General features: G+C 56.9%; 8 protein-coding genes. All 8 read right to left on the reverse strand.

What is annotated here, in order from left to right; genetic code table 11:
- Positions 1-37: 37 nt before the first annotated feature.
- Positions 38-1,495, reverse strand: a complete 1,458-nt coding sequence (gene gatA, locus ICT70_RS10570) for an Asp-tRNA(Asn)/Glu-tRNA(Gln) amidotransferase subunit GatA (RefSeq protein ID WP_191156373.1) — start codon at positions 1,493-1,495, stop codon at positions 38-40.
- A gap of 30 nt (positions 1,496-1,525) precedes the next feature.
- Positions 1,526-1,813 carry an Asp-tRNA(Asn)/Glu-tRNA(Gln) amidotransferase subunit GatC gene (gene gatC / locus ICT70_RS10575; RefSeq protein ID WP_191156375.1) on the reverse strand — a complete coding sequence of 96 codons (288 nt, stop codon included), beginning with the start codon at positions 1,811-1,813 and terminating at the stop codon, positions 1,526-1,528.
- A 301-nt stretch (positions 1,814-2,114) separates the two neighbouring features.
- Positions 2,115-2,987: an Mrp/NBP35 family ATP-binding protein gene (locus ICT70_RS10580; RefSeq protein WP_191156377.1), complete on the reverse strand. Its 873-nt coding sequence runs from the start codon at positions 2,985-2,987 to the stop codon at positions 2,115-2,117.
- Positions 2,974-6,048 carry a response regulator gene (locus ICT70_RS10585; RefSeq protein WP_191156379.1) on the reverse strand — a complete coding sequence of 1,025 codons (3,075 nt, stop codon included), beginning with the start codon at positions 6,046-6,048 and terminating at the stop codon, positions 2,974-2,976. Before ICT70_RS10585 ends, ICT70_RS10580 begins: the two co-directional genes overlap by 14 nt.
- 14 nt (positions 6,049-6,062) lie before the next feature.
- Complete coding sequence (locus tag ICT70_RS10590; protein ID WP_191156381.1) at positions 6,063-8,345, reverse strand: ATP-dependent helicase; 2,283 nt, start codon at positions 8,343-8,345, stop codon at positions 6,063-6,065.
- Positions 8,342-10,129, reverse strand: coding sequence for a chloride channel protein (locus tag ICT70_RS10595; RefSeq protein WP_224746980.1), 1,788 nt, complete (start codon positions 10,127-10,129; stop codon positions 8,342-8,344). Before ICT70_RS10595 ends, ICT70_RS10590 begins: the two co-directional genes overlap by 4 nt.
- A gap of 9 nt (positions 10,130-10,138) precedes the next feature.
- Complete coding sequence (gene glmS, locus ICT70_RS10600; protein ID WP_191156383.1) at positions 10,139-11,968, reverse strand: glutamine--fructose-6-phosphate transaminase (isomerizing); 1,830 nt, start codon at positions 11,966-11,968, stop codon at positions 10,139-10,141.
- An 18-nt stretch (positions 11,969-11,986) separates the two neighbouring features.
- On the reverse strand, positions 11,987-13,366 hold the full coding sequence (gene glmU, locus ICT70_RS10605; RefSeq protein ID WP_191156385.1) for a bifunctional UDP-N-acetylglucosamine diphosphorylase/glucosamine-1-phosphate N-acetyltransferase GlmU: 1,380 nt from the start codon (positions 13,364-13,366) through the stop codon (positions 11,987-11,989).
- Positions 13,367-13,430: the final 64 nt, after the last annotated feature.

Here is a 13,430-nt window from a genome sequence, read left to right on the forward strand (position 1 = left end):
ACAGATACCAACCAAAACTAAAGCAACAATCAACAGACTAAAGCGACGGTTGGCGGGTATGCCAGTCGGTAGCCTGCTCAAAAGCTCGGGCCGCCTGCAACATCTCCCCTTCGCCGAAAGGCTTGCCGATCAACTGCAGGCCAATGGGCAACCCGGCAGCGTCAAAACCGCAGGGGATACTCATGGCGCAGGTGCCGGCAAGGTTGGCCGGAATGGTGAAGATATCGGACAGATACATCTGCAGCGGATCGTCCGTTTTTTCGCCGATTTTAAAGGCGGCAGTTGGCGCCACCGGCGTCAGCAGCAGATCAACCTGAGCGAAAACCCTGGTAAAATCCTGACGGATCAGGGTACGAACTTTCTGTGCCTTGAGATAGTAAGCGTCGTAGTACCCCGAGGAAAGGGCATAGGTACCCAGCATGATCCGGCGCTTGACCTCGTCACCAAAACCGGCGCTGCGGGTCTGCTGGTACATATCGATCAGGCCACCGGCGCCGGCATGACGTACACCGAATCGCACCCCATCGTAACGGGCAAGATTACTCGAGGCCTCGGCCGTGGCAATCAGATAGTAACAGGCCACCGAATAGTCGGTATGGGGCAGGCTGACCGGTACCAGTTCAGCGCCCAGGCCACGATAGACCTCCATCGCTGCGTCAACCGCCCGTTTCACCTCAGGGTCCAGCCCGTCGATAAAATATTCACGCGGCAGACCGATTTTTTTACCGGCGACCCCCTCATTCAGACTCGCCTGATAATCGGGTACCGGGCGATCAACGGAGGTGGAGTCGCGGGGGTCGTAGCCGGCGATGGCGGCCAGCAGCAGGGCACAATCTTCAACATTGCGGGTAATGGGTCCGACCTGGTCGAGGGACGACGCGTAAGCAATCACCCCATAACGCGACACCCGACCGTAGGTCGGCTTCAGGCCAACGACGCCACAATGAGCAGCCGGCTGACGGATCGAACCGCCGGTATCGGTTCCCAAAGCAGCGGCGACCTGACCGGCCGCGACCGCGACGGCACTGCCGCCGGAGGAACCACCGGGGACATGATTTCTATCCCAGGGGTTACGGCATACCCCGGCGGAGCTGGTCTCATTCGAGCTCCCCATGGCAAATTCATCCATATTGAGCTTGCCGATAATAACGGCCCCCTGCTTACGCAGGCGCTCTACCACGGTGGCATCATAAACCGGTACGTAGTTGTCGAGGATCTTCGACCCGCAGGTCGTACGCACCCCCTTGGTACTGAAGATATCCTTCAAACCCAAGGGGATTCCGGTCAGGGGGCCGGCGCTGCCCGCACGCAGTTGCACATCCGCAGCTGCCGCCTCCTTAAAGGCCGCATCGTCACAGCGGGTGACAAAGGCATTGAGCTGCCCATCGGTACTGTTGATCCGCTCGATACTCTGCCGAGTTACGGCCATTGCCGTGGTTTTTTGTTCCTGCAGCTGTTTAGCCAAATCGCTGATGGTTAATTGTGGGACTGACATAAATCTCTGTTCTCCTTGGAACCTGACTGTTTATTCAATCACCCGTGGAACCTGGAAATAATCTTCCACCCCTAACGGCGCATTGGCCAGAGCAGCCGCAGCACCGATCGAAGCAACCACCTGGTCATCACGAAAGGCATTGGCCATGGGTACCGCGTGGGCGGTCGGGACAATACCATCGGTATTGAGCTGATTGAGTTTGTCGACATAACCCAACATCGCATCCATCTTCCCGGTCAAGTCTGTCAATTCGTCCGGACTCAGAGCCAGTCGCGCCAGACCGGCAACGTAGGCAACATCTTTTTCAGTGATCTTCATAAAACCTCTCTGATTGGGTTGATCATAAAAATTCTTACTCGGTTACCTATGTAGCTCCCGTAAACAAGAAAAGAAGACATAGATTCTGCGACTGCGCTTCGCTCCGCGCAGAATGACCACAGGTGTCTGGTCCAGCTGATTGTCATCCTGCGCGAAGTCGCAGGATCCAGATTGTTAGCGGGTCATAGCTGCGACGATTGCCTCACTATCATTACCGAAGCGAAGTGGATAACCAAAATTTACAACATTCCAACTGACATCCTCGCAAACTCAGCAAGATAGCACTCTGACCATGACGACATCAAGCCGCATCCGCCGTGAACTTAATGACCGCAGCAGCGACCGCGTCCAGGGCCTTACTCCCAATGGCATCGGGGTGGCTGATGATGTGCGGCTCACCGGCATCGCCGGCAACCACCACCGCGGGATCAAGGGGCACCTGGGCGAGCAGGGCAACCCCGGTTTTTTCCGCCAACCCGGCAGCCCCACCCTGTTTGAAGATGGGAGACGACTCTCCACAGTGGGGGCAGATAAAGCCACTCATGTTTTCCACCAGACCCACCACCGGCAGGTTCAGCTCACGACAAAAACTCAAGGATTTTTCCACATCGGATAGCGCCACATCCTGGGGGGTGGTCACCACCACGGCGGCGGTCTTGTTGCCCAGCAACTGTACCGCGCTTAGGGGCTCATCGCCGGTGCCGGGCGGGCAGTCAAGCAGCAGAAAGTCAAGGTCTCCCCAGACCACATCGGCCAATAACTGCATAATCGCACCATGCTTCATCGGCCCACGCATAATGGTGGCACTGCCGTCGCCGGGCAACAGCAGCCCTAACGACATCAACTTGACCCCGTGCACCTCAAGGGGATGGATTCCCTCTTCATCCATCACCGGTCGCTCCCCGCGCACCCCGAACATGGTTGGCAAGCTCGGCCCATGCAGATCGATATCCAGCAGTCCGACCCGCTTTCCCGCTTTGGCCAGGGCCAGGGCCAGATTCACTGCCGTGGTACTTTTTCCAACCCCACCCTTGCCCGACATAACGACAATTTTTTGCTTTACCGTGCACATCCGCAACGCCAGGGCTTTTTGCATTTGCTGTTGCTGATCCTGGGGGTTGCCCGGCTGCTTAACCGAACAACTGCTGTCCTGACAACTGTCACAATGACTCATTGTTTCCACTCTCCCTATGGTTGTTCATGTTGTTGCTGAGCCAATGAGCCCCAAAGACGTCAATCAGCTCGTCGATTTCCTCTGTCATATAGCCTTCGCGGATCAATGCCGCGCGGTAATCCTTGAGCAGCTGTTCTGCGGCCCGGGCGTCTGCCTGCCGGTGATAGATAGCGAGCAGCTGGCGAATCAGTTCATCGGCGGTGGGATCGAGCAACAGACCGGCACGCAAGAGCCCGGTTGCCTGCTGATATTCGTGGCGACGCACCAGCAGTCCGGCCAGGGCTTGGAGTTGCTCGAGACGGAGCTGATTGTACTGATCACGAAAACGCGGCAGCTCATCATTGAGCTCATAGCCGCTTAAGAACTCACCCTGCCACAGCCGTTCCATCCGCCACAACCGCTGTTCAGCCTGCCAGTATTGCTCACGCTGCAAATGAAATCGGGCACTTTCCATGTGATGCGCAAAGAGCTGAGCATCAAACGAGGCATGCTGCAGTGACACCATCCCTTTTTCCAGGACCAGATAATGGTAGCGGACATCTTTGCCAAAAACGGCTTCGAGGGCTTTACGCAGGCGTGAATGCGCCGCGTCAAAGTTATTGCGCGCCTTGCCCGGCGGACTGTCAGGCCACAACTGCCCCATCAGCACTTCAATGCTCAAGGTATGCTGGGGGGCCAGCAGTAACAGCGCCAACATCATGCGCGAGGCCTGACCAACCTGGTTGAGATTGAAATGCTGCAGCCCCTTTCGTACAGAAAAACCGCCCAATGTGGTGATGTCAATCCGTCCAATAACCTGCTGTTGCTGGTCAAAATCGAGCCGAAGATATTTCTCCAACAACGGCCGCAACAATTCACGCTGTTTTGCGCCGGCAAGCAGAGATAATAGTTCCTTTAACAGATCACTGCTTAGTCCCCAGAAAAAACGGCTACGCTGGCGCTGCAACAGATCATAAAAAGCATGCAGATGCTCTTGCGCCTCGGAAAGCTGCCCCAGGCGCCGACAGACCACCGCCAGCCAGGCATGAAGACCGGGCCGCAGGCGCTCCTCACAAAGCTGCCGTGACCCTGCCAGCGCCGTGTTGAGCAAGCTCTGGGCGCGGGTCAGTTGATTAAGGGCGACGCAGGTAGCACCCGCCAACAGCAGATTTTCCAGGCGCCAGAGCGCCCCCCCTGCCTGTTCACGCAGTTCCAGTCCCTTGCCCAGGTCTTCTTCGGCCGCGCCGGCGCTGGAACTCAGGGCGTTGATCCAGCCACGCAGTTGCAGCAGCAGACTGCGTAAATGGTCACTGTCCCCGCCGCAGGAGGAGTTCATGGCCGAATCGATAAACTGTGACGCCAGTTCGTGCTGATCGCGGGCAATCAGCAGACTGGCAGCATAATAGTCATGAAGAGGAGCAATCAGGGCACGGCGTTGCACTGGTAACGGACAATCGCGGGTGAAGATTGCCTGTTGCTGCTGCAATCCCGACAGCGTACCATCAACCAGGAGCAGGTTAAACGCGCTCTGATGAATCATCAGCAGTTCAAAAAAACTGTGTCGCTCAGTCAGAGCACTGTAAGCCTGTTCAAAAGTGGTGCGGGCCACCAGCAGGCGCCCCTGCTGCAGGGCCAGGCGAACCCTTAACAAGCGCAGGCGGGTAAGGGCTAAGGCTGACCCGGATTGGTGGGCCTGGGCAAGGGCACGCTCGAGGAGTTCCTGCGTTGATTCCAGCTCGCCGGCAAAACAGATCCGGCTCAGGCCAAAGGCAAAAGCAACAGCCAGCTTCTCTTCAACCATCAGGGTCGGCATCACCTGGTTAGCCAGTTGGGCAAAGGCGCTATACCGCCCGGGCCAATGGTTCTGGTTGCCATCTACATAAACAGCTTGCAGCGCCTGCCAGGACTGGGCGAGGGCCATCCCCCGGGCGTCATGTTCGCGGGAAAATAGCTGGAAAGCCAGCTCCAGCCAGACCGCAGCATCTTCAGCCAGATTGTTCAGGCGCATGATGCCACGCAGCAGTGACTGCCACCCACATTCTGCTACCCTGTCATCAGCAATTTGATCCAGCACCTGAATGGAGGTACAGGCGTTATTCAGATGCAACAGCTCAAGACCACGCTGTTTGAGCACCTGTGATACCTCTGTATACCGGCCGCCATTGATCAGGCAGGCCAGCAACGGCAGCCATTGTTCCCGTTCCCGGTACCAGTCGGCAGCAATACGATATACCTCGCTCCGCTCGGCATCACTGAGCACCTGCTGCGCCTTGCTGCGGAGCAGATCCTTGACCTGAGGATGAAACCTGAGACAATCTTCCTTGCCTTTGAGCTGAACCAGAGACACCTGGTGGCGCGTAAGGTAATCAAGCCCGGCAGCAATATCGATTATTTCACTCAACCTTCCGGCCAACACCAGGGGAATACATTCCAGCAATGACAGTTTGAACAGGGTGCGACGCCAGGGCAGAGGGAAATCATTTAACAGCTTTTGGTAAAAAAGACGATCATCTTCGCTATCCATCCGGGGCAGGTCGGCGGCCAGTTGCTGCAACCACTGTTCTTCGTCAGGGGCCAGGGGCCCGTCCCCGGAGATCAGCAGACCACTAAGCCAGCGGACCTGGGCCGAGTGCCCTTTGAGCTGCTGCTGCAGTTGTTTCGTACTGGTGGTCTGGGCGCGCTCTTTCTCACACAGCCGCAACATGACCTTGATGCGTGCCAGCATTTCGACGTTACTGATCGGCTTGCTGATGAAATCGTGAGCCCCAACCTCAAGGCCTTCGGCGCGCAATTGTGGTGAAGCGATGTGAGCGGTCATCAACACCAGTGGGATACGGGAGGTCCGGGGGTGCAACCGCAATTGCCGACACATCTCCAGGCCATCCATCCCCGGCATCTGCACGTCAATAAAGGCTCCGTCAACCTGATGTTCTGCCGTCAGGATCAGTCCTTCTGTGGCGTTGCCAGCGGTCAGGACCTGTACGGCAGGCAGATCGAGCTCGATAATCTGAGTGATCAACTGCAGATTGACCGGGTTGTCATCGACCAGCAGCAGGGTATAGGGGGAAGGACTTGCGAGCATCAACCCTCTTCTTCTCAACCCGGCATCAAACCGGCAAATTTGAGCAATAATTTTTTGGTGCCGACCGAATTGAAGTAAACGGTCACTTTCTGTTGATCGCCACTGCCCTCGAGCCGGCGGACAACACCGGGGCCGAATTTAAGATGGCGCACCCGCGCGCCCAGACGCAAACCACCTCCATCAGTGGGAGGATCTGCTGCAGTTGTTGCAGAAACGGATCTTGTCGGCGGTGGCGGAGCCTGAACTTCGGCTGACTGATCCATCTCGTCCGTTGCGACCAGATCAGCCAGACCGGCCAGGTTGTGGACCCCGGATTGAGGATTTGGCGCCGTCACCGTGGTCGTTGGTGGAACGATGGATGGTTCGCGGTAACCGCTCAGCAAAGCCGGTGGAATGTCGGCGAGAAAACGACTGGGGGCATTGAACTGCCAGGTGCCATAGACCCGCCGGCGCCGGGCATGGGACAGATAAAGTTTGCGCATCGCGCGGGTCATCCCGACATAACAAAGCCGGCGCTCCTCGTCGAGATCGGCACCACCGCTGCCGGAGCGGGAATGGGGGAACAGTCCCTCCTCCAGACCAGTGATAAAAACCAGGGGGTATTCCAGCCCTTTGGCGGAATGCAGGGTCATCAGGGTGACCCGTTCAATGGCTGGATCATGCTGGTCAAGGTCGGTCATCAGGGCCACCTGCTCCAGATAGTCCTGCACGCTGCGACCTTGCGAAGTGTGTTCTTCCATCCCCGTCAGCAGCTGCTCGAGGTTGTCGAGCCGCCCTTTAGCCTCCTGCCGACCATCAGCAGTCAGGGCCTGCTGTGCCTCTTCCTGCAGGAGGGGGGTGTAGCCGCTATCCTGCAGGATGTCGGCCATCAGCTGTGGTAATGGCAAACGCACCAGGCGCTGACCAAAATCCTCCATCAATTCAACAAAGCCCCTGACCCGCTGCGCCGCGGCGGTGCCGAGGTGCTTACGCTCCAGCACCAGGCGACAGGCTGCCATGAACCCACCCGCTTCACTTTCAAGCTGGACAATCCGCTCAATCGTGGCCGCGCCGATTCCGCGCGCCGGGGTATTAATGATCCGCCGCGCTGCCATAGCATCCGCCGGGTTAACCAGGGTTCGCAGGTAACACAGGGCATCCTTAATCTCCTGACGGGCATAGAATTTCACCCCGCCAAACATGGCGTAGGGGATCCGCCGGCCGCGCAGGGCTTCTTCAAGGACCCGCGACTGGGCATTGGTGCGGTAAAAAACGGCGATATCGCGTAACGCCTCTCCCTGGCGTTGCAGTCGGCCGATTTCGGTGGCGATAAAACGGGCCTCATCCAGATCATCAGCCAAGGTCTCGAGATGGATGACCTCTCCGGCGGGATTGTCGGTCCACAGTGTCTTGGCGCGGCGATCACTGTTCTTCTCCACCACCGCGGTCGCTGCCTCAAGGATTGTTCGGGTTGAGCGATAGTTCTGTTCCAGCCGAATAATCCGTGTACCGGCGTAATCCCGGTCAAAACCCAGAATATTTGTGACTTCGGCACCGCGCCAGCGATAGATCGACTGATCGTCATCACCCACCACACACAAATGCGTCTGGGGCCCGGTGAGCAACTGCATCAGCCGGTACTGAACCCGATTGGTGTCCTGAAACTCATCGATAAGCAGATGGGCAAAGCGTTCCTGCCAGCGACTGCGAACCGCGGCAACCTCTTCAAACAGCTGCACCGTCAACAACAGCAGATCACCGAAATCGAGGGCATTGCCCTGCTTCAAACGCTGTTGGTAAAGGCGATACAGTTCGATCAAAGCGGGATCATCAGCCCCCTGCTGGAGGCAGGCCCGGGGTGTCAACCCACGATTTTTGGCGTTATCGATAAAAGCGGCAAGGGCACGGGGTTTTAGCTCCTTCTCCGTTATCTTGCGCTCTTTGAGCAGATCGCGTAGCTGGCGTAACTGGTCCTGATCATCGTAAATGGTGAAATCACGGGTGTAACCTAAGTGCTCGATCTCCTGGCGCAGAATGCGGACGCAGGTGGCATGGAACGTTGCCACCCAGGGCAGCTTATCCCGCCCGAGGAGCAGTTCGAGGCGCTCACGCATTTCTGCTGCGGCTTTGTTGGTAAAGGTCACCGCCATAATCCGCCACGGCGGCACTGCGCGTTCGCGGATCAGATGGGCAACCCGATGGGTCAGGGCGCGAGTCTTTCCCGAGCCGGCGCCGGCAAGCAATAACAATGCGGGCCCCTCATAGAGGACCGCCTGCCGCTGTGGTTCATTAAGGGAGGTCAGTAAATCGCCGATCATGCTTTTTCTTCCCCGAGGCTGCTGTTCATCAGCGCCCGGTTGTAGGCGGAAATCATGTCACGCCGGGACACAATACCGTAGATCTTGCGGTGCGTTTTCCGATCAACCACCGGCAATTGTTCAATATTGCGATAACCGATCTTCCGCATGGCATCATCGAGACTTTCATCGGCATGAACGGTAATCACATCGGTGGTGGCCAGCTCCTTGACCACGACCAGATCCATCAGTTCCTTCTCAAAGACCACCCCCATAAAGTCCTGCACCGAGATGATGCCGGTTAATTCACCTTCATCATCCACCAGTGGGAAATTACTGTGGGAGGTCTGTTCAACAAAGCGGGCAAACTCGCCGAGGGTCATGCGTTCAGAGATGGTTTCAACCGGGTAACGCATGACCTCGCTGACCTCAATCGCCTTCATGATGTTGCGTTCTTTACCGGCTTCCAAGTCGATGCCGACTCGGGTGAGTTCAAAGGTTTCAAGGCTGTCTTTTTTGAAGCGCCGGGCAATAGAGGTACCAATGACGCAGGTCAGCATAATCGGCACGATAACCTCATAGCTGTCAGTAATCTCAAACAGCATGAAGATCGCCGTCATCGGTGCATGGGTGGCGGCCGCCAGAAAGGCCCCCATACCGACCAGGGCGTAGGCACCGGGGGACATATAGCTGGCGGGGAAGAGGACCTCGAGCAGGTGCCCGTAAGCACCTCCAAACACCGCACCTAAGAACAGACAAGGGGCAAACAGGCCGCCGGGCATCCCCGAACCCAGGGTAATCGAGGTGGCCACCATCTTGGCAATCACCAGCAAGCCGAGCAGGTACCAGTTGTGATGACCAACGAGGACTTCGCTGATAAATTCGTAGCCGTTACCGAATACCTGAGGCAGCCCGATACCGATAACACCGACCGCCAGACCGCCCAGAAACGGCTTGCTCAAGGGGGGCAGCTTGAGGGCCTCTATGCGATCCTTGATGCGGTAGTGCAGATCAATAAAACCGGCCGCCAGACCACCGATCAGAATACCGAGGAGCACATAAAAACCGAGCTCCCACAGGCTCCCCATGACATAGGGTGGAGCGACAATTTCGGAGATATCGCCAAGCAGCGCCCGTGAAACCACCGTCGCCATACCGCTGGCAATGACAATCGAGGTAAAGCTGGACAAACCATAAGACGACAACAGTACAATTTCCGTGGCAAAAAACACCCCGGCAATCGGAGCATTAAAGGTGGCCGCCACCCCGGCTGCCGCCCCGCAGGCTACCAACACCTTGATCCGGTCGTTGCTCATGCGGAATGATTTGCCGAACTGACTGCCGATGGTGCCGCCGATCACCGCGATCGGTCCTTCCTGCCCGGCACTGCCGCCGGTCCCCAAGGTGATGGCCGATGCCAGCCCCTTGGTAAACAAGGGGCGGAAGGGCAACTTGGCCCCTCGCAGGTTGACCTTGACCAGGAAGGAGGAAAACCCCCCTTTGAGATCCTTGGGAAACAGGATCCACAGGGGAATCAGCAGCAGCCCGCCGATGGCGGGCATGAACATCACCAGCACCCGTTGCAACGACCACTCATCGGTAGAAATATTGAACAACTCAAAGGTCTGCTCCACCACCAGCCAGTGCACCAGCTCGATGGTCATACGGAACACATAGTTGCCGAAACCGCCGAGCATACCGATGATCACCGCGAGGATAATCAAAAAGGTATTGTCGCTGACCTTCAGACGCTCGAGCAGCCAGAAAATAGCCGCGCGGATCTTGCCGGGAAAGGAAAAAGACAAAACGACCCCTTACTCCACCGTGACGGATTTCGCCAGATTTCTGGGTTGATCGACGTCGGTTCCCTTGAGCACAGCGATATAATAGGCGAGCAGCTGCATGGGAACTGAGGTAATAATGGGCAGCAGGTCTTCATCGACAGTGGGAACAGAGATCAGGGCGGCGACCTTGTCGAGCAGCTCCTCGTCATCACCACTGACGACAGCGATCACCTGTCCACCACGGGCACAAACCTCCTCCATATTGGAAACGACCTTGTCGTAGGTAGAATTTCGCGGCACCAGCACGACGACCGGCAGATCCTCATCAATCAGGGCGATCGGGCCGTGCTTCATCTCGCCGGCAGGATAGCCTTCGGCGTGGATGTAGGAGATCTCCTTGAGCTTGAGCGCTCCTTCCAGGGCGATCGGATAGAGATTGCCGCGCCCGAGATAAAGAAAATCTCGGGCGTTGACAAACTCACGGGCCAGTTCTTCGATCTCGGCATCAAGCTCGAGGGTTTCTTCGAGCTTGCGTGGCAGTTCCAGCAAATCAGCCAGACGCGCCTGACAATCGGCGGCGCTTAAACTGCGTCGGATCCGGCCAAGTTTAAGCGCCAACAGATACAGAGCGACAAGCTGGGTGGTAAAGGCCTTGGTGGAGGCCACGCCGATTTCCGGACCGGCGTGGGTATAGATGATACCGTCACTCTCACGGGCGATAGAGGAATCAACCACATTACAGATGCACAGGGTTTTCCCCCCTTTGCCATGGGCTTCACGCAAGGCCGCCAGGGTATCGGCGGTCTCGCCGCTCTGGCTGACGAGAATTGTCAGGCTGTTAGCCGGAATAATCGGATCGCGGTAGCGGAACTCACTGGCAATATCAATCTCCACCGGCACCCGGGCAATCTTTTCGAGGTAGAACTTTCCCACCAACCCGGCATGCCAGGAGGTGCCGCAGGCAATGATGAAGATTTTTTCCAGACCGGCTAACTGGGCATCATCAAGATCAAGATCTTCAAGGTACACATCCCCTTCTTCGACCAGGGCACGACCGGCAATGGTGTCGGCCAGGGCCCGTGGCTGCTCATAGATTTCCTTGAGCATAAAATGGCGGTAGCCCCCTTTTTCCGCCATGGTCGGGCTCCAGGTGATGGTTTTGCTCTGTTTGGTCAGAGGATTACCGGCCAGATCGCTAAAACGCATAGCCAGCGGGGTAAAGACAACCATTTCGCCATCTTCAAGAAATATCATTTCACGGGTATGGGAGAGCATCGCCGGAATATCGGAGGCGACAAAATATTCCCCTTTGCCCTGACCAACCACCAGCGGGGAACCAAGCTTGGCGGCAATCAACTTGTCCGGTTCGTCAATACAGAGGATCGCCACGGCATAGGCGCCTTTGACCTCGGCCAGGGCCTGCCGTACCGCCTGCTCAAAATCACCACTGTCACGATAATGGTCCTCCACCAGATGGGCGATAATCTCGGTATCGGTTTCCGAGCTGAACTGATGCCCGAGATCCTGCAGGCGCCCTTTCAAACTGATGTAATTCTCGATAATGCCGTTATGCACCAGAACGATGCTGCCGGCACGGTGGGGATGAGCGTTGATCTCTGAAGGCCGGCCGTGGGTGGCCCAGCGGGTATGGCCGACACCGCGGGTCCCGCGAGCCGGGTTATCGTAGAGCAGATTCTCCAGATTGAGCAACTTGCCCTGGGCGCGGCGGATCTGGGCCACCCCCTCGTCAAGGGTACAGATGCCGGCTGAATCATAACCGCGATATTCGAGCCGTCGCAATCCATCTAAAATAATCGGCGAGGCCTGCTGTAAACCGATATATCCAACAATTCCACACATGGGTATCCCCTTAGTTTTTCAAGATTTTTTCTGCTTGCGCAGACGCCAGCCAACAATGTTCTTCTGATCAACGCGCGACAGCGCCAAGGCATCGGCCGGCACGTCCTTGGTGATCGTTGAACCCGCTGCAATCAGACTATTGCGACCGATATGCACCGGGGCAATAAACTGGGTATCACTACCAATGAAGACATCATCCTCGATCGTGGTGTTATGTTTGTTAACGCCGTCGTAGTTACAGGTGATCGTGCCGCAACCGAAATTAACATTTCGGCCGACTTCGGCGTCACCGATATAAGTCAGGTGACTGGCCTGGGAGCCTTCGCCGAGGACGGCCTTCTTGGTTTCGACATAGTTGCCGATCTTGTTGCGGCCGGCCAGTTGGGTACCGGGACGCAGGTGGGCCATGGGGCCGATGACACAATCGGGACCGACTTGCGACCCTTCAATCACCGAGCCGGCTTTAAGATGACTACCTGCGGCGATCTGTGAATCCGTCACCACCACACCGGTCTCGATAATACAGTTGCGACCGATGGAGGTTTTGCCATGGAGATGGACGTTGGGATGAATCAGGGTATCAGTACCAAGCTCGACACCATCATCGATATAAACAGTGGTCGGGTCGATCATGGTCACCCCGGCATAGAGCAGATCCGCGTTGATCTTCCACCGCATCAGCACCTCGGCTTCGGCCAGCTGCCGACGGTCATTGATCCCCATCACTTCGGTCGCGTCGTCAACACACAGGGCGCGGGTTGTTTTGCCCGCGGCAGTCGCCGCCGCCACCACGTCGGTCAGGTAATATTCCCCCTGGGCATTGTTCTTGGTCAGCCCCTGCAAGGCAGAAACAACAAAGGCCGCATCAAACAGATAGGTGCCGGAATTAATTTCCGTCACCAGACGCTGATCCTCATCGGCATCCTTTTCTTCGACAATGCCCAGGATCTGTTCGCCGTCCCGAATGATCCTGCCGTAGCCGTATGGATCAGCCATGCGGGCACTGAGGATCGTCACTGCGGCTTCCTCGTGACGATGATACTCATAGAGCCGCTGCACTGTCTCGGGTTTGAGTAAAGGGACATCGCCACACAACAGCAACAGGGGCCCGGAGTAACCACGCAGCGACTCGACAGCACACATCAGGGCGTGACCGGTGCCGAGCTGACTGGTCTGTTCAACCCACTCAATCTGTTGCTCAGGAAAGGCTTCCCTGACCTGGTCAGCACCATGACCGACAACCACCTTGAGCTGGGGAAAGCCCGCTTGACGCGCCGATTCCAGCGGATAATAAAGCATTGGTCGCCCGCATAACGGATGCAACACCTTCGGCTTGGTCGAACGCATCCTCGTCCCCTTACCGGCGGCCAGGATAACTGCTGCTAGTCCACTACTCATAAAAATCCCCTTGGTCTATTGATGATAAACGCAATCTAACGCGTAATAACTCCATACTCACGTA

Source organism: Pelovirga terrestris, assembly GCF_014773365.1.
GTDB lineage: Bacteria > Desulfobacterota > Desulfuromonadia > Desulfuromonadales > Geopsychrobacteraceae > Pelovirga > Pelovirga terrestris.